Raw genomic sequence first — 20,619 nt, 5'->3', positions numbered from 1 at the left:
TCGGGGAATGGGGGAAGAATAGGATGTAAAAGGACAAGGAGAGGGAGGTAGCCGTGGAACAGCATCTGGATTTGTTTGTGATGAAATACGGATATGTGGGGATTTTTTTTGCGTTGGCGCTTGGGGTTCTGGGAATTCCGATCCCTGATGAAGTGCTGATGACGTACGCCGGATATGCGGTTTCTCGGGGAGTGCTGAACATGCCGTACACGATTCTCAGCGCTTTTCTGGGAGCGTCAGCGGGCATCACCATCAGTTACTTCATTGGCTTGAAATGGGGGCTTCCGCTGCTGATCAAGGTGGGGCCGTATATCCACATTTCACCGAAGAAGATTGAGGCCACCCAAAAGCTGTTTGCACGCTACGGTTCGTACTTGCTGCTCGTCGGCTATTTTTTGCCGGGCATTCGTCACATATCTGCGTATTTGGCTGGAATATCGTCGATGGATTACCGACGTTTTGCCGGCTTTTCCTATGCCGGAGCTCTCATCTGGAGCATGACCTTTCTCTTGCTGGGCAAAGCACTCCAGAAGGAATGGTTCAAAGTAGTCGTCTACATCCGGCACTATGGCATTACGTTTTTGCTGGTTGCCGCCGCACTTGCTCTCGCTGCCTATCTTCTCGTGAAATGGCGCCAAAACATCCGGTCAGGCTGAAAGGAAGAAACCTCATCTATGAATCAGTCGAAGCACGCCATGCTCTCCAGAACAACCAAAAGATATGTCGGGTTCTGCCTCCTGTTTCTTGTCGCATTTGTAACGGGGTTTGCCAAATTGGGGGACGAGATGCTCGAACAGGAGCTTCGCGTATTTGATTCTGCAGTGATCGGTTGGGTCCAATCGGGGATCTCGCCAAATCTGACATCTTTCATGCTGTTCATGACGTTCCTCGGGTCTACGTGGACGCTTTTGACGGTGGCCGTCGTCAGCGCATGCCTGATGTGGTGGCAAAAAAAGAGATGGGAGGCCCTTTTTCTGTTGTTTGCCCTTGGTGGAGGCGTCCTGTTTAACCTGTTGCTCAAATGGAGCTATCATCGGGAGAGACCGTCATTTCTGAGGTTGGTGGAGGAAAAAGGATACAGTTTTCCGAGCGGACATTCCATGGCTTCTTTTATCTTGTACGGGATGCTTTGCATTTTTCTGTACATGTTCGTGGTTTCCCGTGCGGTAAAGGTGACGATCGTGACCTTGGCGGTGGCATTGATTTTCCTCATCGGAACGAGCCGCATCTATCTGGGAGTCCATTACCCCAGCGATGTCGTTGCCGGCTATGCCGCAGGAGGAGCATGGGTAGCGATCTGTTTGCTTGGGCTGAGAATCGTGGTCGAAAAAAGGAGGCTGTAAGGTGGAAAATAATTCTTTACAAACCGTCGGTCGGTTTGTAAAATAACAGCATAACGAATGATCCGCATAAAGAGGAGTGCTTAACCCATGATTCTCACGTTGTTCTGGATTTTTGTCGATTTGATTCCCTTTTTTGTTGCCTTTCAGGTAGAGCCGCCTGCCCTCGGATTTGCCATCGGTTTTGTGCTTGCTGTCCTGATCTATTTGTTTCAAAAAAAGAGGTTCGGGGAAGTCACAACGATCATTACCATCAAAGTTTTTTACTTCTTCTGCGGTTTCTGGATCGCTTTGCTGCTGCCTTCGTTTCATCTGTTCGATTTTACCCAGCTGTTCATGTACGGAATTTTGACTCTGGCTTCCGTCCTTTCACTGATCGCCAAAAAGCCCTTCACTCTTCAGTACGCGAAGAAAGTGGTTCCTGTTGAATTTACGACCCACCGCTTGTTCCTGGTCTCTAATTTCTGGCTCACCGTGATTTGGGCAGCGGCGTTTGCATTGTCCTTGATCTGTTCCGTCCTGTATGCGATGAGGCTCGTTTCCGGCGATATCGGAGTGACACTGGTGCATGTCTGGAATCTGATCGGTCTGGCAGCTACGATTTTGGTACGACCGATTGCCAAACGCATTTTCTTGAATAAACAAGGGTAACGAAGGAGCTAGCCTAGATGAAGCTCCCCATTTTTTGGCCAGATACAAACCGCCAGTCGGTTTGTGATATCTTGATTCCCAAGGAGAGGCAGGTAAGAAGGAATGGAAAAAAAGAAGCCGAATCGGAAGCTCATTTTCCTTGCAGTCGTGTTGATGATTGCGGGAGTCGTCGGGTATTACGGCTATCAGGGCTACTATTACGTGAAGACAGAAGACGCGATGGTCACAGGTGATATATACAAGATCGCGCCAAAAGTTGCTGGAAAGCTGGGGAGCGTACAGGTCGACGAAGGCAGCGAGGTGCAGAGCGGCCAGATCATTGCCGAGCAGGAGCAGGTCAATGTCTCGACCCCTAATCAGCTGGAAAATGTAACGATCCGCTCGCCGATCAGCGGGGTCATTTTGCAACGGGCCGCCAAAGCGGGAGAAGTCGTGGGAGCGGGAAATACGATCGCACTGGTCGTAGATAAACGCCAGCTGTATGTGCAGGCAAACGTGGAAGAGACGGAAGCAGGGTACATTCGGATCGGGCAAGAGGCAGACATCGAGCTGGATATGTACCCCGGCCGCACCTTCAAAGGGACCGTCACCAAAATCGGAGAAGCGACCCAATCGACCTTTTCCCTGCTGCCGCCCACCAACGCGGGGGGCAACTTCACCAAGGTGACACAAAGGATTCCAATCAAGATCGCTTTTACAGAAGGTCCCTATGATTTTCAGCCGGGCTTGAATGCCAAGGTCACCATTCGCGTGAGATAAGGATGTGGGGGAATGAATCCGCAGGAAAGCTTTTGGCCCGGAGTGTTTGCCATCGTGCTGGGGACATTCATGGCCGTGCTGGATACGAGCATCGTCAATGTCGCCATCCCCGAAATGATGCACGTGTTTGGTGCATCTACGGAGGAGATTCAGTGGGTCATCACCATCTACACGCTGACGATGGCCGCCGTCATACCGCTCGCGGGCTACGTCGGAGTACGATTTGGAAGCAAGAAAAGCTATCTGGCCAGCCTGTTTCTTTTTACGCTCGGCTCGCTCCTGTGCGGCCTGGCATGGAGCAACGGAAGCATGATCGCCGCGCGTGTGATTCAGGCGGCAGGCGGCGGGCTGATGATGACGATCGGCCAGTCGATGATCCAACTGGTGGTGCCTCGGGAAAAGATGGGGCCGGCCATGGGCATATTCGGAATATCTGTGTTTGTCGCTCCGGCGGTAGGGCCGACGCTGAGCGGTTATTTCGTTCAGCATATGGATTGGAGGTTGATCTTTACAGTCAATCTTCCATTCGGGATTTTGGCTATGCTGCTGGTTTGGCGGTTTTTGCGGGAGGGCGAAGTGAAAAAGGATCATCCCTTCGACGCTGCTGGCTTCCTCTGGTCGGCTGCGGCTCTGGTCAGTCTGCTCCTGGCTGTCACCAAAGGAGAGGAAAAGGGCTGGGATTCCTTCTTTATCGTCTCGCTGTTTCTCACGGCGCTGATCAGCGGCGCCATGTTTGTAGCCCGAGAGCTTACGACAAGATATCCACTGGTCGATATCCGACTGTTCGCCAAGCGAGACTTTACGCTGGGGCTGCTCGTGAACAGCATGATCATGGTGGGGAATTTTGGCGTCATCTATTTGCTGCCGATTTACTCCGAGAACATGCTTGGCAAAACAGCCATGGATACAGGCATGCTGATGCTGCCGCAGGCGATCGCATCAGGGATCGTCACTCCGATCAGCGGTATGCTGGCAGCGAGAGTCGGTCTGAAGCCGATGATCGTGGTGGGGTTGACCTTTTGCCTCGTCCCTGGATTTTTGATCTCCCACGTGGATTTGAATACGGATGTCTCTACGCTTCATTGGCTTTTGGCCATTCGCGGCATTGGACTCGGCATGTGCTTGATGACCTCGATGCAAATACCGCTGCTCTCCGTCGGCGATCCCGCCAGGGTCCCGGCTGCCTCCGTCATTACCAACGTTTCGCGGCAAGTCGCTACCTCTATGGGGATCGCCGGATTGATCAGTCTGTTTTCGAGGCGCAGCGCAGAGCATGCGGTCCATGCCAGCGAACAGGTGACGGCGACGCAGCCTGTCGTGCAGTCGACCTTGGAGCAGTGGCAGCAAATGTACGCGGCAAAAGGATTGTCCGTACAGGAAGCAGCTGCATCCGCCTTGCAGCTCATGGGCCAGCTCGTCAAAAAATACGCTGGAATTGCGGCACTGCAGGACAGCTTGCTCGTCGCGGCGCTGATCATGGTCGCCGCGCTGCTTCTCATGCTGATCGTGAAAGAAAACAAAGACGCGCTGCAAGCATCACCAGAATCAAAATCCCAGCCTGCCATGCTGGAGTAATCGATCGAAGAGGTGGAGGTAACAATGAGGATGCATAAATGGAGTTATGTATGGGTGGGAGCGGCTCTGATGACAGTGCTTTCCGGTTGCGGCACGGTGCAGCCTGTCGCATTGAGCGGGGCTGTGAATCCGGGCCAGTCGACTGCACGAGCGGCAGATCAGACCCGCTCATTTGCCGGAGTGGTGGAGGGAATCGAGGAAGTGGCGATTTTCGCCAAGTCCCCGGGAAGAGTCGCAGCCGTTCTCAAGGACACCGGAGATGAAATTGACGCTGGGGCTCCGTTGTTTGCCCTGGAACAGGAAGAGCTGGCTGCGAGTCTGCGGATCGCCAAAGCGGATTTGGCGCTGGCGAAGGCGAAATGGGAGGAAGCGAAAAAGGGGACGCGCACCGAGGAAGTGCAATATGCTGAGGCTGGATGGCAGCAGGCCAATCAGAAATACCTGGACGTGAAAAACGGCAAACGTCCGGAAGAAATGGCACAGCTCGAAGCAGCCTATCAATCGGCGAAAGCGGTTCGGGATCTGAATGCTGCCAAACGTGATCGGATACAAGCGCTTTATGTTCAGGGAGCCGTATCCAAGCAGGCTTTGGAGGATGCCCAGTCCGCCTGCTCCCAGGCGGAGGCACAATTCCGGCGGAGCGAAGAGGATTTGGCCCTTGCAAAGCAAGGGGCGACACAGGCGACCTTGCAAGCGCTGCAAGCCAACGTGGAGCAGATGAAGGCGATGGCTGACAAGGCCAAAAACGGTGCGACGCCGGAGCAGATCGCCCAGTACTCCGCTGGAGTGGAGCGGGCGCAAGCGGTGGTAGACAATGCGGAATACCAGCTGAAAAATGCGGCAGTCAAAAGCCCGATCAAAGGATACGTGAGCGCCAAAATCATTCATGCAGGCGAGATGATCAGCCCGAATGCCGCTGCGATGACCGTGGTCAATACGGAAAAGGTCTACGTGGTGATTGGTGCAGCACAGAAAGATCTGGAGCGCTTTTATATTGGAAAAGAAGTCGATGTGGCCGTGGACGCGCTGCACAAGACGGTCCGCGGCAAGGTGGAGAGAATCAGTCCCAAAGCGGATGCGGGCACGGACACGTTTACTGTCAAAGTCGTCATCGAAAACAAAGAGGGAGCTCTTCGCTCCGGAATGACGGGGATCGTCAGCCTGTGAGTCGACGAATGTCCCGGAGTAAAAAAGAACCTCCCTGCGATGGGACTGACCCCCGTCCGTAGGACAGGGATCAAAACACCTTAGCCATTTAAGCAGCCAGTTGCCGAAATTGAATCGGTGACTGGTTGTTTAGTTTCGTTTGAATGCGAATTGAGTTATAGTAATGAATGTAGTTTTGGACAATCTGTACAACGATGGCCGTCGTCGTACAGATAAAATTATCGAGATAGAACGTTTCAGACTTTAGTGTGGAATGAAACGACTCGATGGGGGCATTATCAGCGGGCGTACCCTTACGGGACATGCTCATGGTAATGCCTTTTCCCTTTACTGCTGCTTGATACGCCTGAGACGTATACACGCTGCCCTGATCGCTATGAAGCATCATTCCAGGTTGGTCTGGCAGTTGATATAGCGTATCGAGGACTAACGATGTGTCTTGCTTGTCAGAAATACTGTATGCCACAATCTCACCGTTGTACAAGTCCATGATGCTCGATAAATATAAAAGTTTACTTCCGTAAGGTAAATAAGTAATGTCGGTCACTAATTTCTGCATTGGGGCACTTGCTTGAAATTGTCGCAGCAGGAGATGATCTGCTACATAAGAAGGTTGACCTGTTGTCTTGCGTTTCTTCACCTTCACTCGGCATTGTAGTTGTTCACGCTGCATGATACGTTGTACTCGTTTATGATTAATAGACATCTCAGCTCGCATCAGAGCTGTAATCTTTCTATACCCATAACGGAACTTATGTTGAATACATAATTGCCGAATCTTTCCCACAACGAGATCCTCGTTTCTTTTCCCGTATGCAGCTTTCCAACGGTAGTAGGTAGAACGAGGGATACCAAGCCACGCGCAAGCTTGGCTCACACTTACTTGCCCACGAATGGACTCCATCCAAGGAACGATTACTTCTGGTGACACCTCCTTTCCCACTCCTCTAACTTTTTTAGAACGTCCAGTTGTTGTTTTAGAAAACGATTCTCTGCTTTGACCTGTTCCAGTTCAGAATCGTACATCGGCCCTCTTCCAAAACTGTATTGCTTTCCTACAGGTTGCTGAAGACGATGAACGTCTCCACTACGATACCAGCGCATCCACTGTTGAATTTGGGTCTTATTTTTTATATTTAGTTCTTGCATGATCTGCTTTTTGGTGACGCCTGCAAGACGCATTTCAATTGCTTTCATTTTAATTTCTACGGGATAACTAACTCTTGTTGCCAACGCAAAAACACCTCCAAGGTTGTCCCCATATCTTACGACATAGTTGTTTTCTCTTGAAGGTGTTTTGATTTGTCTCACATTACGGGGTCAGTCCCGATCGTGTCGGGAGGTTCTTGGTTTTACGGCTCAGTTACCGCGAATGGCGAGACTATCCTTGACCAGTCGGACAAATTCCAGCTGTTGCTCGCCTGTCGCCGATGCTTCAGCCAGCTTTAGCACCTCGCGCAGGGTTGTGCCCTCACTTGCCCAAGCGCTCTGACGCAAGATCTCGGCAAATTCAGCCACGGCGGCGAGAAATTGCAGCTCGGAGGAGAGCTTGGATTGAATTTGCAGGGGACGGCTCACTTCCTCGACTTTTTTTGTCGAGACGTTATGGTAGCGGATGCGGACGTCTCCCAGCTTGTCGGCGGATTCCTCCCGAACCTTCACTTCGTAGAGGGCTGTCACGTTGTGCCCGGAGCCGATCTCTCCTGCATCGGTTCGGTCATTGCGGAAGTCCTCGTCTCGCACATCCCGATTTTCATAGCCGATCAGGCGATAGTGAGCTACTGCTTTCGGGTCAAACTCCACCTGAATCTTCACATCACGGGCAATGGTTTGCAGGGTCCCGGTCAAGGCCTCGGTGAAGACGCGCCGAGCCTCGGAGAATGAGTCGATGTACGCATACTGTCCTTCGCCTTTGTCTGCCAGCTGTTCCATCAGCACGTCGTTGTAGTTGCCCATGCCGAAGCCGAATGTGCTGAGGTGAATCTCCTTGCGTGCGTAGTCTTCGATGGCTCGCAAAATTCCGCTTGCTTCCGTTTCCCCGACGTTGGCCACTCCATCCGAGCATAGGATGACGCGATTGATGGCGCCTCTCTCAAAGGATCGATCCGCCATTTCATAACCGAGCTGCAAACCTTCTTCGGCATTGGTGGAGCCTTCGGGTGAAAGCTCGTCGATAGCGGAAAGGATCGTCCGACGGTTTTTTGCGGAGGTGGGATCGAGGATGACTCGCCCTTGGGTTCCGTAGACGACGATGCCCACTGTATCGGCCGGTTGGAGCTGGTCGACCAGGACACGAAGGCTCTTTTTGACGAGCTCCAGTCGGTCTTCCCGATTCATGGAGCCGGAGACGTCGATGACAAAGACGAGGTGTGCTGGTTTTCTGTTTTCAGGTGAAATTTCTTTTCCTTTGATGCCGATGCGCACTAATTGATAGCCCGATCCAAAGGGCGAAGGGCCGCCATCTACCTGGATGCCAAACGTTTGCTGCTGGGGAGCTGGGTAGCTCACAGGGAAGTAGTTGATGAACTCTTCTACGCGCACGGCATCGGGCGGTGGGAGTGAGCCTTCCTGGATGTAGCTGCGGGTAAGGGTGTAGGAGCCGGTGTCGACATCGGCGGCAAACGTGGAAAGATTGTCGTCGTCGGTGGAGATGAATGGGTTCGTGCCGTAATGCTGGAAGTACATGTCGTCTGCGCCGGATGGCCGCGTCATGCCTTGCCTTTTCATGAATGCCGTATCTGCCATGCTGTTACGAGGAGCTGCCTTGCTTGCTGCGCTTTCTGGCCGAGCTGCCAGCTGATTTTGCGCTCCTCCTGATTGTGCCGTCGAGGCAGGCTGCTGTGAGCTCTGCTCGCTTGCGCTGCAACCGACCAAGGATGCGACCAAAAACGTGATTGTACTGGCTTTTACGATGTTTCTCATCTCTCTATAACCCCCTTTGCCTATCGGACGTGGAAAAAAAAGGAATGTTACAGTTCGATGGTCGAAAATTTAAACTATTTTGACTGAGGTCTGGCAAGGCTCGTCCATCACTTGTATGATGGAAGAAAAGTAATGGGGAGGAGATTCAATGAAAGCATACAGCTATTTTTGCTCGACACGCATCGAAATGGGGAAGGGGAAAGCGAAAGAGCTGCCGTCCCTGTTGAAAGCGATGGAGATCGGGTCCTCGGTTCTGTTGGTCAGCGATCCTGGCGTGATCCGTGCCGGACTGGTGGCCCCCATTCAATCTGCGCTGCAGGAAGCGGGCTTTCGCGTGACGCTGTTTGATGGACTCAGTCAGAACCCTCGCGATACGGAATGTCTGGCAGGCGCCGCTGCGTTTCGCGATGCTGCCGCCGATGCCGTGGTCGCTATCGGTGGAGGAAGCGCCATGGATACGGGGAAAACCATCGCGCTGTGCGGACCAAATGGCGGGACGCCTGCCGATTACGCGGACGGCCGCCTCTCTTATACGAATATTGCGCCGATCATCTGCGTACCGACTACAGCGGGTACGGGCTCCGAGGTGACACGTTCAGCGGTCATTACAGAATCGACTACCCATCGGAAAATGACATTGAAGCATGCGAATTTGCGTCCAACGCTGGCTGTGCTCGACCCCGTTTTGACGTACAGCGTGCCGCAGGCGGTTACGGCGGCTACGGGGGTCGATGCTTTGGTGCACGCAATTGAAGGGTACACGTGCAAAGTGACCAATCCGATCTCGCAAGCGCTCGGTGCAAGGGCGATGGAGACGATTGTGCGGGCACTTCCTGCGGCGTATGCAAATGGACAGGATGAGGAAGCCCGGCATGCGATGCTGGAGGGCAGCCTGATGGCAGGACTGTGCTTTGGATCGGCGGACGTAGCGGCTGTTCATTGTCTGGCGGAAGCGCTGGGAGGCTTGTACGATACCCCGCATGGCATTGCCAACTCGGTATTTCTGCCCTATGTACTCAAATTCAACGCGGCAGAAAACAAGCCGATGCACGCGAGGCTTGCAAGGTTTATGGGGTTTGCCGTCGATGCAGATTCAGACGATCAGGCCATCGACAAACTGATTGGGGGAATTGCGGCTTTGACTGAGAGCCTGAACATTCCCAAGCTCAGGGATCTGCCCGGGATCAAGGTAGAGGATTTCCCGCGGATCGTGGAGCTGTCCATGAAAAACGGATCCACGCCTAGCAATGTCCGTACGGTTACGGCAGAGGACTACCTCGCCATTCTGGAGGAAGCGTACGGCGCTTGATTGCCAGCAAAAATGGGTCACGTGAACATTCGCGTGACCTGATGCTACCGAAAGCTGTTTTCCATAAGCTTGAATCCCTTGCAGCAGTAGCCCACCAAGCTATGACCTCAACTCGTGAATGGAAGAAATTTTCTCAAATGTCCGCGTAAACGTTTCCAATTCATCCGCTTCCAAAGCACCGATAAATTGCTGCAGGACTTTGCCGTAATTTTCTACATCTCTCTTGAGCACTTCACTGCCGCGAGCGGTGATGGATACCAGCACATTGCGCCGATCGTTATGGCCGTACTCGCGGGAGACATAGCCGTCATCGACGAGTCGATTGATCATCGTGGATATGGTGCTAGGCCGCACTCCCAGTTTCTTCGCGAGGCTGGTTATTTTGCACGGCTCTTCCGTGGAAATGAGGGAGAGCAAGTAACACTGGGGCCGAGTCAAATCGACACCGTGCTGTTTTTGCATCTCTATGGAAATATCCCGTTGCATTTTGTTCATGGCAGCGCGAATACGAAAAGCATACTGAAGCAATTCGTTCATGACTTCATCACCCTCTCCCATTATAACAAATTACTTATGTGTTGAAGGGAAAAAAGATGGGCATAAAAAAGGATTCCAGCCGCATGGATGTGCGGGCGGAATCCTTTTTCTTTAGGCGATCGGGGTAAGGGTCAGTGACCAGATGGAGAGAAAATGCCAATGCGGTCCACCAACCTCTGACTTTCTGCATTCAATCCTACTAGGGATACGTGTTTGCCAAGCTGTTGATATTTGACCACGACTTTGGAGATCGCCGTCACTGCAGAATGGTCCCAGACGTGCGAGCGGCTCAAATCGATCCGGATGTGTTCGGGATCTGCCAGATAATCGAATTGATCGACGAAATGGGTCATCGTGCCAAAGAACAGCTGGCCTGAGATGGCGTATTCTTTTGTCCCGTCGGCATTAAGGCTTTCAGTGGAATTGAGACGAGCCATTTTCCAGCCGAAGATGACAGCGCTCAAAATGACGCCGGCAATGACACCTTTCGCCAAGTCATGGGTAGCGACGACGATGGCTACGGTAATGATCATCACGAGAGAGTCGCTCACTGGCACCTTGCGCAAATTTTTGATGGACTGCCAATCGAAGGTGCCGATGGAGACCATCACCATGACGCCGACGAGTGCAGCCATCGGAATCTGCTTCACGATATCGCCCAAGACCATGATCAAAAACAGCAGGAAGACGCCAGCGACGAGGGTAGACAAACGACCGCGGCCGCCGGACTTGACGTTGATGACGGATTGGCCGATCATGGCGCAACCAGCCATGCCTCCAAAGAAGCCGTTGATCAGATTGGCGATGCCCTGTCCTTTGACTTCACGGTTTTTATCGCTTCGGGTATCGGTCATTTCATCCAGGATCGAAGCGGTCATCAGTGATTCGAGAATCCCGACGAGCGCCAGAGGAAACGAGTACGGCAAAATAATCAACAGGGTTTCCCAATTCAAAGGAACGACAGGCAGATGGAACATCGGCAGGCTGCGCGTGATTTGCCCCATGTCACCCACCGTGCGCAAATCCAGACCGCCAAATATTGTGATAGCTGTCATCGCGATAATGGCTACCAATGCAGGAGGAACTGCTTTTGTAAAGCGTGGAAGAACGTAAATGATCGCGAGTGTTCCTAGCACCATCGCGTACATCACCCAGGATGCTCCAGCAAAATGCGGCAATTGCGCCATGAAGATAAGGATTGCCAATGCATTGACAAATCCGATCACGACGGAATGGGGAACAAAGGTCATGAACCTCCCGATCCTGCAAACTCCCAGAAAGAACTGAATGACCCCCGTCAGCAAGGTGGCTGCAAGCAGGTACTCCAAGCCGTGCTCTTTCACGAGGTTGACCATCAGCAAAGCCATGGCACCCGTCGCCGCCGAAATCATTCCGGGTCTTCCGCCAGCGAAGGCAATCGTCACAGCAATGCAGAAGGAAGCGTACAGTCCGACCATGGGATCCACACCGGCAATAATCGAGAAGGCAATCGCTTCGGGAATCAGAGCCAGGGCCACGGTCATTCCAGCCAATACGTCACCGCGTACATTGGAGAACCAATCCATTTTCAGTTGTTGAATGTTCAAGATGTTACCTCACTTTTTCGCAGATTATTGACTTTCCCCTTGCAGAAAAGTCGGGGCCGTTGCATACAGTGTCTGATTATACATAAACGAGTGTGGTTTATCCAGAATAAATTCATTTACATCACGAACATCCATTCGTAAAATTGAATCAAAGAAGGTGATGTCGATGAAAATGAAAAAAAGCATGACCGAGATTCTCGATAGCTTTCGGCAGGATGAGCGATTCCTGTCCAATATCGCGCACTGGAGAACAATCCCGGCGCGAGAGGCCAAAACGGTGCCTTTTCCTAGCCAGCTGGATGTACGAATCCGAGGAGCCCTTGAAAAGCGGGGCATTTCTTCTTTATATACGCATCAGGAAACTTCCTTTCGCCATGTGCGCGAAGGCAAAAGCATCGTGGCAGTGACCCCGACCGCATCGGGAAAAAGCATGTGCTATCACTTGCCGATCATCCAGACCTTGTCGGAGGATTCACAGGCGCGGGCGCTTTATTTGTTTCCGACCAAAGCGCTGGCACAGGATCAAAAGAGCGAGCTGCACGAGCTGATCACCGAGATGGGGCTGTCCATCAAATCAGAGACGTACGATGGAGACACGCCAGCCAACATCCGGCAGATGGTGCGCAAGGCAGGGAATATCGTCATTACCAATCCCGATATGCTGCACTCGGCCATCCTGCCTCACCACACCAAGTGGGTATCCTTTTTTGAGCATCTGAAATACGTCGTCATTGACGAGCTGCATACATACCGCGGCGTGTTCGGCAGTCACGTCGCCAATGTCATTCGCCGCCTGAAGCGGATTTGTGCCTTTTATGGCAGCCATCCCCAGTTTATTTGCACGTCCGCCACGATCGCGAATCCCAAGGAGCTCGCGGAGCAGCTGACGGAAGAGCGGATGGAGCTGGTGGACAACAACGGTGCCCCAGCTGGCATCAAGCATTTTCTGTTCTACAATCCGCCGGTAGTCAATCGCCAGCTGAACATCAGGCGCAGTGCCACATTGGAAGCTCGCGACATTACCGAGCAGTTTCTCGTGAATGGCATCCAGACGATTCTGTTTGCCCGCAGCCGCGTCCGCGTGGAGATCCTGCTCACGTACCTGCAGGAATTGATCAAGAGAAAGCTCGGCCCCAAGACGATTCAGGGCTATCGCGGCGGGTATCTGCCAAGCCAGCGCAGGGAAATCGAGCGGGGCTTGCGCAATGGCGACATCATGGGGGTCGTCAGCACGAATGCCCTGGAGCTGGGAGTCGATATCGGGCAGCTGCAAGCCTGTGTGATCACCGGCTACCCAGGATCGGTCGCCAGCACATGGCAGCAGGCAGGCCGGGCGGGAAGAAGGCAGGGCGAGTCTGTCGTCGTCATGGTCGGCAGCTCTACGCCGCTCGATCAGTACGTCATTTCTCACCCGGAGTACTTCTTTGACCGAAGTCCGGAGACAGCAAGGATCAACCCGGACAATCTGATCATCCTCGTCGATCACTTGAAGTGCGCCGCGTACGAGCTGCCGTTTCGTGAGGGCGATCAGTTCGGCAGCGCGGAGATCGTGGAGATTCTGGAATTTTTGACGGAGGAGCAGGTCCTGCATCATTCCAAAGGCAAATGGTTCTGGATGAACGACTCGTTCCCGGCGCACAACATCAGTCTGCGGTCTGCCTCGCAGGAAAATGTAGTCATCATCGACATCAGCGAGCGCGGCAATGAACGGGTCATCGGGGAAATGGACCGGTTCAGCTCGATGACGCTGCTGCACGAGGAAGCAATCTACCTGCACCAAGGGACGCAGTATCAGGTGGAAAAGCTCGACTACGAGGAAAAGAAGGCGTACGTCCGGGAAGTTTCCGTCGATTATTACACGGATGCCAATTTGGCTGTTCAGCTGAAAGTGCTGGAGCAGGACCAATACCGCCGCGAAGGTCAGAGCTCCTTTGCGTACGGGGAGGTGTCCGTCCATGCGATGGCGACGATCTTCAAGAAAATCAAGTTTGAGACCCATGAAAATATCGGCTCCGGTCCGATTCATTTGCCGGAGGAAGAGCTGCACACGAATGCCGCTTGGATCGCCTTTTCGGATACGCTGCTGGCGGAAATCGGGACAGAGGATGTGGAGCGGGGGCTGGTGGGCCTGGCTCATGTGCTCCAGCACGTGGCTCCGCTGTTCGTCATGTGCGACCCGATGGACCTGCATGTCATTCCGCAGCGCAAGGCGGTGCATTCCCAGGAGCCGACGATCTTCTTGTATGACCGCTATCCGGGAGGCATCGGGTTGTCTGAACAGGTCTACAAAGAGATGAGGACGATCCTCTCTCAAGCGGAGCGGATGATCGTCTCGTGCCCATGCGAAACAGGCTGTCCATCTTGTGTCGGAGCGACGGATGACGGCAGCAAGGAGCTGGCGTTGACACTCTTGCGGGTCGCCCAAGGAGGCAGCGCGTATGTCTCTTAAATCCAAGCTGCAGCGGATGAAGGGGCATCTGTCTCTGGAGGCGGACAAGAGCAAGGACCTGGGAACTCAGGGGCCTGAACGATCGGCACAGTCCAACGAGTCAGCAGAAGCGGTGGATGCGAAGGATACGGCTGAACAGGCGGTACAGCCAGTCGAGCAAGCCGCGCAGCCTGTCATTCCGTTTGCCGAACGATGGCAGAGGATGCAGGCGAGTCCTTATGTGTGGGAAGATGAGCACGTCATGATCCGTGAAGTCCGCTATCCGCTCCGTCAGCAGCATGGAGCGTACTCCTTTGCCCAGCTGCATGATACGATCGCTGCGTGGGAGGCGTCTGGCAGGCAGCATCCTCTGTCTTCGGCTGGAAGACGGGCGGAGGATCTGCTGTTTTTTGACACGGAGACGACAGGTTTGTCAGGCGGAGCGGGAAACACGGTCTTCTTGCTGGGGTACAGTCGCTTAGAGGGAGAAGAAGTGGTCGTTCGCCAGCATTTCTTGTCGGCTCCTACCGCGGAAGTGACGCTGTACCATTCGTTTTTGGAGCAGGCCAAGCAGTCGTCTCACCTGGTGACCTTCAATGGCAAATCGTTTGACTGGCCGCAGGTGCGGACCCGGCATACGTTGATCCGCGATCAGGTGCAGGCGCTGCCGACGTTTGGGCATCTGGATTTGCTGCATGGCGCGAGGAGATTGTGGAAGGACGAGCTGGAGTCGTGCCGTCTTGCGATCATCGAGCAGGAAAAGCTGAATGTGTATCGGGAGGACGATTTGCCCGGCTATTTGGCTCCTGTCCGTTATTTTGACTTCCTCCACTCCAAAGACCCGGACGTGATCGAAGGTGTGCTGAAGCACAACGAAATCGACGTTCTGTCGCTGATTACCCTCTACATCCACGTCTCCCGCTTGCTTCTCCTGCATCAGAGGGAAGAGGTGTCCCAGGAGGAGCGCTATGAAATCGCGCGCTGGTACGATGCGCTGGGCGATGGGGAAACAGCGCTGCAGGCGTATTTGACTGTTGCCCACAGCGACCATCCCTGGAATGTCCGGGCCAAGCTCGCCGTCGGTCATCTGTACAAAAAGCAAAAGGATTGGAAACGTGCCTTGCATATCTGGGAATCGTGCATGGAGTCACCTGGGCATGTGCCGGAAGAAGTCTACATCGAGGCGGCGAAGCTGTATGAGCATCAGCTGAAGGATTGGGAGAAAGCCCTGCACTACACGCGACTCGCCTATGAGCAATGGAAGAAGCGAGGGAGCCTGCTGCGCAACCGTTCAAAGGCCGAAGCGCAGGCTTTTCAAAAACGCATCGAGCGTCTGGAAGCAAAGGAAGAGATGCGCGGAATGCTGTGAAAAAGGAGCTGAATGGGATCAGCTCCTTTTTGCTGCGGCGAAAAGCTTTTCTGTCTTTCCGAATTCATCTGTAAACAGCAGGTCGCAGCCTTTCTGATCGGTGGATACGAATACTTGAAACGTTTCGTTGACCATATCAGCCGCCCACTCCACGTATTCCGCCGTGTGTGCCGCGAGACGCAAGGGAAATTTGTAGGGGACTCCGTACATTTTGGGATGGGTAACAAAGATTCCATGGGGTTCAGCTGTGATTTCTACACGCATACCTTCGTTGGAGGGGGCGATGTAGGTCCCGGTGCTTTGCGTGATTGCGTCTGCCGTTTCCTGAAGAAATCCATTCTTTCGAGACAGGAATTCGACTGGCTCTCCCCATGCGACTTTAGCCATATCCCTCGTGATCTTTGTGACAGGAGTCAGGTTTACGTTACTCAGAGCGATGACGACGAGGCGGTCATCCACACTGCGGTACAGATCGCTTTGAAAACCGTTAATATCTCCGAAGTGGCTAGTGATCTTTCTCCCGCCAGAATGGTGGATGGCCCAGCCATATCCGTAGTGATCTGCGTACGGTGTAAACATTTTGTCGATCCACTCTGCCGAAACAAGCTGCTCCGTATACAGGGCTTGGTCCCATTTCCACAAGTCCTCAACGGTCGAATACATGCCGTAAGCTCCTCTCGGGATGGTCATATCGATGTATTCGGTATGGATGTACTCTTCCCAAACGGTGTATCCAGTCGCCAGCCCTTTGATCACGGAGCGGCTTTCCTCACAGCCCGTGTCCAGCATCCCTAGAGGGAGCCAGATGTGCTCTTGCAAAAAGCTGGAATAGGAGACTGCGGACACTTTTTCAATAATGGCGGTCAACAGGATGTACCCGGAATTGGAGTACTGATAGTGAGTCCCCGGCGCAAATTCTAGTGGCATACGGGCAATGGACTGAACCGTTTGCTGGAGCGTGGTGGGCAATCTCATGGTAGTGGCCCAGTAGCTCGGATGGCTCGTGAAGTTCGGAATTCCTGAAGTGTGGGTGAGCAGGTGATGAATGGTCACGGGCTCCTCGTAGACGAAGTCTTCCAAGTAGAGTTGGATCGGATCTTCTAGACGAACCAGGCCTTTTTCGCAAAGAATCAAGAGCGCCATCGCGGTGAAGCCCTTGGTGATGGAGCCGATTCGGAACTTGGTTTTGGTGGTGTTTTTCACGCCGTATTCATGGCTTGCATAGCCCATCGCTTTTTGCAGGAGGACTTCATTGTCCTTGGCGAGAAGCAGGGCACCGTTAAAGGAACCGCGCTCAGCGTACCCTTTCAGGTAATCTTCCAAGGCGGAGAGTGTATTCATGGTGTGTCGCCTCTTTCTATGAACGGAGGTATTTTGCCCGATACTCCTCTGCCAGCATCGACATGAGAATCGAGTCGTGATAGGCGTGATCGTAATAGAGCGCTTGACGCTGCACACCTTCCCGCTGAAAACCGAGTTTTTCATACGTATGGACGGCCCGTTCGTTGTAGGCAAAGACATTGAGCTCGATCCGATGGAGGTTCAGAATGCCAAATCCGTAATCCAGCATGAGGCGAATGGCTTCGCTGCCAAAGCCCTTTCCTTGGTTCTCCTGCTGGTCGATGGCAATGCGGAGATAGGCGTTTCGGTTGAAGGTATCGATCGCGCCGATCTGAATATCTCCGATTACCCGGTCGTTGTCACGCTGTGCAATGAGCAGCAGCACACTGGAGGAATCCTGCGCCTTGCTCTCGATATACTGCTGGATTTGCTCGCGTGAATAATGCTTTTGGGTGCCTGTGAGACGGCGACTCTCGCGATTGTAAAGGGAACGGAAGTACCAGTCTGTATCGTCCAATCCGATCGGACGCAAATAGACGCGTTCTCCTTCTAAAAAACGCACGGGTTTTTGTGCTGATTCTGGAATTGACATGGGGAAATCCACCTACCATTTTTTTTTAACATCATACCGAATTCGTGTATGGTTGGATAGGTGGAGTTTTGACATAATGGAAAACACCATATATGTAAACATGGAAGAAAATGGGGAGTGGGGAGAACATGCATTGGGTTTATTTGCTGCTGGCGATTGTGTTTGAGGTGGCCGGCACTACATCTATGAAGCTGTCTGAAGGGCTGAGCAAGCCGATTCCCACGGTGATGATGTTTGTGTTATATATTCTTTGCTTCTCATCGCTGAGTCTCGCGCTAAAGGAAATGGAAGTCGGAACGGCTTATGCGATCTGGTCGGGGCTGGGAACGGCGATAGTCGCGGTGATTGGCGTTATCGTGTTTCACGACGCACTTACGGTGAAAAAAGTCATTGCCATTGCGCTGATTATCGGAGGGTGTGTCCTGCTGAACCTGGGAGGAGGCGCTCATGGCTGAGGAGGAAAGGGCGTAGGTTGATACCTTATTTTGGCCCTCTGGGATGTTACTCGTCTATGCGGGTGAATGTTCCCCTGCATATACACATATAGTCATCCAAATTTTACAAGGAAAGAGGGCGACAGCATGTATAATCCAAGTCCATATTGGTCGTCATCCCAATCTTCGTCTTACAACCAATCTGCCTACTACCCATCCTCGTATTCTTCTCCGTCTCAAAGGCCAGGGTATCCGCCGCCTGAATCGGGCTTCGGACAGGGGCGAGATCGTAGGCGTCGTTGTCCTGAATTTTGCAGATTTTGTCCACCTTGGTGCTGTCGGAGGTTCTAGTGCGGGCTGGAATTCAATGAGATCATTCTCGGAAAGCCATTCACCCATGGGGGTAAGCGACTCATGGGTGAATGGCTTTTTGTACTCTTCAGCACAAATGGAAAAATGGGGTAGATAAATAAGTCGTGACGATATATATTATATATATTATATATATCGAATCGACATATAAGTGTAGAGCGGAGGAAACAGGGTTGTACGAATTGTTTGTATTGGGAGAGCTGATGACGGGTGACAAGCACGGCTACATGCTGCAGGATGTTCTGAAAAATGCCGTCGGACTCGTACGGAAAATCAGCTCAGGAACGTTGTATCCGCTGCTATCCCGGATGACGGAAGCGGGCTGGATCCATCTGCAGGTCGAAGAGGAAACGAAGGGAGGGCGTACGAGGAAAATATACGGGATCACGGAAGCGGGGAGAGAGAAGTTCTACGAGATGATGGCCTCGCCGTTGGATGCCGACGCGGGAGCAGAGACAGAGCTCACTTTCCGCTTCAAAATGGTGTATTTTCAATACGTTACAAAAGAAGTCCGTCTAGATTGCCTGGAGCAGTATTTGCAAATCGTGGAGAAAAATTATCGATACGTGTCCCAATTTGAAGCCTATCTCTTAGCGAATATGCCGGAGCCGGAAAAGCAGCGCGTTCAGCTCTTGCGGGTGTTCGATCATCGAAAGCGGCTGGGTGAGGTCGACATGCAGTGGGTAAGAGAAGAGATCGAGCGCGTTCAGATTCAGGAGGAGTAAGGGGGAACCGCTGGGCGATGGTGCATTGAGCTGCGTGCGATTGAGGAGGGAAAACGAATGGAACGTTTATGGACGAAGTCATTCATCCAGATGATGCTGGGGATGTTGATATTATTTACAGGCTTTTATTTGCTGCTTCCCACGCTGCCGCTATTTATCAAACAAATGGGCGGCAGTGAGGCGCAAGTCGGACTGGCGGCTGGGGTATTCACATTGACTGCGGTCGTATTTCGACCTTTCGTCGGGGGGCTGCTCGATCGATACGGCAGGCGTCCCTTCATGCTCTGGGGGCTCGTTTTCTTTACGTTGTCGATGTATTTGTACGACCGGATTGGCGGCATTGCGATTCTGCTGGCACTCCGCATCCTCCATGGAGCCAGCTGGGCTTTCTCTACAACAGCGGTCAGCACCTCTGTCACAGATATCATCCCGGTTTCGCGGCGCGGAGAAGGTATGGGATGGTTCGGGATGGCGACGACGGTAGCGATGGCGATTGGACCGATGCTCGGGATCTGGATCATCCAGCAGGGATCTTTCCACAGTCTGTTTCTGCTAGCGACAGGTCTTTCTGTCGCAGCATTTTTGCTGGTGCTCACAACTGCTATTCCGTTCCAGCCAAAAGCAGGGACAAAACGAATACAGATTTTCGAGAAATCGGTACTGCCCGTTACGTCGGCTCTTTTCTTCCTCGCAGTGGCGTACGGAGGGATTACGACCTTCCTGCCGCTATTCGCAGAATCGATCAAGATCAACTCAGGCACGTTTTTCCTCGTGTACGCGCTGGCGCTGACGTTGGCTAGGCCGTTTGCAGGCAAGCTCTCCGACCGGCTCGGGGAAGTGAACGTGATCGTTCCGTCCTTGGTGGTCACGGTGGCTTCTCTGATTGTGCTGAGCGTATCGAGCGGGCTCGGCGGGGTCATTGTCGCAGCTCTGCTGTACGGGCTGGGCTTCGGTTCCGCACAGCCAGCGCTTCAGGCAGCCAATCTGCGTCTGGCACATCCAGAAAAGAGAGGGGTCGCGACTGCATCGTTTATGACGGCGTTTGATCTCGGAATCGGGCTGGGCTCGATCGCTCTAGGCTGGGTATCCCAGTATGCAGGCTACGGGGTCTTGTTTATGGTTTGCGCAGGGTCCGTCGCGATTTCAGCTTTGGTGTTCGTGATATTCGCGCGCAGGAAGCTGTCGGAAGGCAAGGATCAAGTCCATGCAGGGTAGGGGAGACGATAAAGGAGAGAGAAGCCAAAAAAAGGTGTGGGACAAAGCAATATTCCATATGCAGCAACAACTGGCAGCGCTTCCCCTTCGACGAATGGAAAAAGGAATATCCAAAATAAACTAACTTCGGGACGAAGGAACCAAAGCCACGCCCCCTCGTGCAGTCGGGCAAAGGCCTTGGTTTTATTGTGTTTGCAGGGGAGTGGAGAGGGTCTCGCAGCTTATCTGCAAGAGTATGTCATTACTAAAATTTTGAGACTTTTGTATAGCTTTTTACTAGCATTTAATAGCAAATAT

The 20,619-nt window shown here is 52.9% G+C and carries 18 protein-coding genes; 12 read left to right on the top strand and 6 right to left on the bottom strand.

Annotated features, from left to right (window positions below):
- The first annotated feature begins 53 nt into the window (after positions 1–53).
- The 6 genes from JNE38_RS27350 to JNE38_RS27325 all read left to right on the top strand — a co-directional run bounded on the left by JNE38_RS27350 (position 54) and on the right by JNE38_RS27325 (position 5,492).
- Entirely contained in the window at positions 54–656 is a 603-nt protein-coding gene (locus JNE38_RS27350) for a DedA family protein (protein WP_238933478.1), read from the top strand.
- Between the two features lie 18 nt (positions 657–674).
- Positions 675–1,343 (top strand): phosphatase PAP2 family protein, encoded by a 669-nt coding sequence (locus tag JNE38_RS27345; RefSeq protein ID WP_203354200.1) that lies wholly within the window; start codon positions 675–677, stop codon positions 1,341–1,343.
- A gap of 87 nt (positions 1,344–1,430) precedes the next feature.
- Complete coding sequence (locus tag JNE38_RS27340; protein WP_203354199.1) at positions 1,431–1,991, top strand: amine oxidase; 561 nt, start codon at positions 1,431–1,433, stop codon at positions 1,989–1,991.
- Between the two features lie 102 nt (positions 1,992–2,093).
- Entirely contained in the window at positions 2,094–2,750 is a 657-nt protein-coding gene (locus JNE38_RS27335) for an HlyD family secretion protein (RefSeq protein WP_203354198.1), read from the top strand.
- A gap of 12 nt (positions 2,751–2,762) precedes the next feature.
- The gene (locus JNE38_RS27330; RefSeq protein WP_203354197.1) at positions 2,763–4,325 is read left to right on the top strand and encodes a DHA2 family efflux MFS transporter permease subunit; all 1,563 of its coding nucleotides are present in this window, start codon (positions 2,763–2,765) and stop codon (positions 4,323–4,325) included.
- 30 nt (positions 4,326–4,355) lie between these two features.
- Positions 4,356–5,492, top strand: coding sequence for an HlyD family secretion protein (locus tag JNE38_RS27325; protein ID WP_238933477.1), 1,137 nt, complete (start codon positions 4,356–4,358; stop codon positions 5,490–5,492).
- A gap of 88 nt (positions 5,493–5,580) precedes the next feature.
- On the opposite strand, the gene JNE38_RS27320 is transcribed toward JNE38_RS27325, so the two are convergent.
- Both JNE38_RS27320 and JNE38_RS27315 read right to left on the bottom strand, forming a co-directional pair.
- Positions 5,581–6,725 (bottom strand): IS3 family transposase gene (locus JNE38_RS27320; RefSeq protein WP_203353188.1). Its coding sequence is split into 2 segments (ribosomal slippage): positions 5,581–6,452 and positions 6,452–6,725, totalling 1,146 coding nucleotides; the frame shifts between segments, so codons are not numbered across the junction.
- Between the two features lie 126 nt (positions 6,726–6,851).
- Positions 6,852–8,414, bottom strand: coding sequence for a vWA domain-containing protein (locus JNE38_RS27315; RefSeq protein WP_203354195.1), 1,563 nt, complete (start codon positions 8,412–8,414; stop codon positions 6,852–6,854).
- Between the two features lie 148 nt (positions 8,415–8,562).
- On the opposite strand from JNE38_RS27315, the gene JNE38_RS27310 reads away from it, so the two are divergent.
- Positions 8,563–9,723, top strand: a complete 1,161-nt coding sequence (locus tag JNE38_RS27310) for an iron-containing alcohol dehydrogenase (RefSeq protein ID WP_203354194.1) — start codon at positions 8,563–8,565, stop codon at positions 9,721–9,723.
- A gap of 99 nt (positions 9,724–9,822) precedes the next feature.
- On the opposite strand, the gene JNE38_RS27305 is transcribed toward JNE38_RS27310, so the two are convergent.
- Entirely contained in the window at positions 9,823–10,260 is a 438-nt protein-coding gene (locus tag JNE38_RS27305) for a MarR family winged helix-turn-helix transcriptional regulator (RefSeq protein WP_203354193.1), read from the bottom strand.
- A 131-nt stretch (positions 10,261–10,391) separates the two neighbouring features.
- Positions 10,392–11,846: a SulP family inorganic anion transporter gene (locus tag JNE38_RS27300; RefSeq protein WP_203354192.1), complete on the bottom strand. Its 1,455-nt coding sequence runs from the start codon at positions 11,844–11,846 to the stop codon at positions 10,392–10,394.
- 166 nt (positions 11,847–12,012) lie between these two features.
- On the opposite strand from JNE38_RS27300, the gene JNE38_RS27295 reads away from it, so the two are divergent.
- Positions 12,013–14,295 (top strand): DEAD/DEAH box helicase, encoded by a 2,283-nt coding sequence (locus tag JNE38_RS27295; protein WP_203354191.1) that lies wholly within the window; start codon positions 12,013–12,015, stop codon positions 14,293–14,295.
- Complete coding sequence (locus JNE38_RS27290; RefSeq protein ID WP_203354190.1) at positions 14,285–15,643, top strand: ribonuclease H-like domain-containing protein; 1,359 nt, start codon at positions 14,285–14,287, stop codon at positions 15,641–15,643. Before JNE38_RS27295 ends, JNE38_RS27290 begins: the two co-directional genes overlap by 11 nt.
- 18 nt (positions 15,644–15,661) lie before the next feature.
- Here JNE38_RS27290 and JNE38_RS27285 read toward each other — a convergent pair whose 3' ends face one another.
- Both JNE38_RS27285 and JNE38_RS27280 read right to left on the bottom strand, forming a co-directional pair.
- A complete protein-coding gene (locus tag JNE38_RS27285; protein WP_203354189.1) occupies positions 15,662–16,984 on the bottom strand; it encodes a serine hydrolase domain-containing protein in 1,323 nt (440 codons plus the stop codon).
- Between the two features lie 16 nt (positions 16,985–17,000).
- A complete protein-coding gene (locus tag JNE38_RS27280; RefSeq protein WP_203354188.1) occupies positions 17,001–17,576 on the bottom strand; it encodes a GNAT family N-acetyltransferase in 576 nt (191 codons plus the stop codon).
- Positions 17,577–17,704: 128 nt separating this feature from the next.
- Here JNE38_RS27280 and JNE38_RS27275 point away from each other — a divergent pair, with 128 nt between their 5' ends.
- From JNE38_RS27275 to JNE38_RS27265, 3 genes are all read left to right on the top strand, one after another.
- Entirely contained in the window at positions 17,705–18,031 is a 327-nt protein-coding gene (locus JNE38_RS27275; protein WP_203354187.1) for a DMT family transporter, read from the top strand.
- A gap of 524 nt (positions 18,032–18,555) precedes the next feature.
- The gene (locus JNE38_RS27270; protein ID WP_203354186.1) at positions 18,556–19,107 is read left to right on the top strand and encodes a PadR family transcriptional regulator; all 552 of its coding nucleotides are present in this window, start codon (positions 18,556–18,558) and stop codon (positions 19,105–19,107) included.
- Positions 19,108–19,164: 57 nt separating this feature from the next.
- Complete coding sequence (locus JNE38_RS27265; protein WP_203354185.1) at positions 19,165–20,322, top strand: MFS transporter; 1,158 nt, start codon at positions 19,165–19,167, stop codon at positions 20,320–20,322.
- Positions 20,323–20,619 lie beyond the last annotated feature (297 nt).

Origin of the sequence: Brevibacillus choshinensis (assembly GCF_016811915.1) — a bacterium.
In the GTDB taxonomy this organism is placed as follows: Bacteria; Bacillota; Bacilli; order Brevibacillales; family Brevibacillaceae; genus Brevibacillus; species Brevibacillus choshinensis_A.
Note: the sequence above shows the minus strand (reverse complement) of the source record. Positions and strands in the feature narration are given on the sequence as shown.

What these genes read in the sequence shown, in the direction of transcription:
- JNE38_RS27345 (WP_203354200.1), top strand. Translation starts at nt 675, where the DNA reads ATGAATCAGTCGAAGCACGCCATGCTCTCCAGAACAACCAAAAGATAT.
- JNE38_RS27340 (WP_203354199.1), top strand. Translation starts at nt 1,431, where the DNA reads ATGATTCTCACGTTGTTCTGGATTTTTGTCGATTTGATTCCCTTTTTT.
- JNE38_RS27335 (WP_203354198.1), top strand. Translation starts at nt 2,094, where the DNA reads ATGGAAAAAAAGAAGCCGAATCGGAAGCTCATTTTCCTTGCAGTCGTG.
- JNE38_RS27330 (WP_203354197.1), top strand. Translation starts at nt 2,763, where the DNA reads ATGAATCCGCAGGAAAGCTTTTGGCCCGGAGTGTTTGCCATCGTGCTG.
- JNE38_RS27325 (WP_238933477.1), top strand. Translation starts at nt 4,356, where the DNA reads ATGCATAAATGGAGTTATGTATGGGTGGGAGCGGCTCTGATGACAGTG.
- JNE38_RS27315 (WP_203354195.1), bottom strand. Translation starts at nt 8,414, where the DNA reads ATGAGAAACATCGTAAAAGCCAGTACAATCACGTTTTTGGTCGCATCC.
- JNE38_RS27310 (WP_203354194.1), top strand. Translation starts at nt 8,563, where the DNA reads ATGAAAGCATACAGCTATTTTTGCTCGACACGCATCGAAATGGGGAAG.
- JNE38_RS27305 (WP_203354193.1), bottom strand. Translation starts at nt 10,260, where the DNA reads ATGAACGAATTGCTTCAGTATGCTTTTCGTATTCGCGCTGCCATGAAC.
- JNE38_RS27295 (WP_203354191.1), top strand. Translation starts at nt 12,013, where the DNA reads ATGAAAATGAAAAAAAGCATGACCGAGATTCTCGATAGCTTTCGGCAG.
- JNE38_RS27290 (WP_203354190.1), top strand. Translation starts at nt 14,285, where the DNA reads ATGTCTCTTAAATCCAAGCTGCAGCGGATGAAGGGGCATCTGTCTCTG.
- JNE38_RS27285 (WP_203354189.1), bottom strand. Translation starts at nt 16,984, where the DNA reads ATGAATACACTCTCCGCCTTGGAAGATTACCTGAAAGGGTACGCTGAG.
- JNE38_RS27280 (WP_203354188.1), bottom strand. Translation starts at nt 17,576, where the DNA reads ATGTCAATTCCAGAATCAGCACAAAAACCCGTGCGTTTTTTAGAAGGA.
- JNE38_RS27275 (WP_203354187.1), top strand. Translation starts at nt 17,705, where the DNA reads ATGCATTGGGTTTATTTGCTGCTGGCGATTGTGTTTGAGGTGGCCGGC.
- JNE38_RS27265 (WP_203354185.1), top strand. Translation starts at nt 19,165, where the DNA reads ATGGAACGTTTATGGACGAAGTCATTCATCCAGATGATGCTGGGGATG.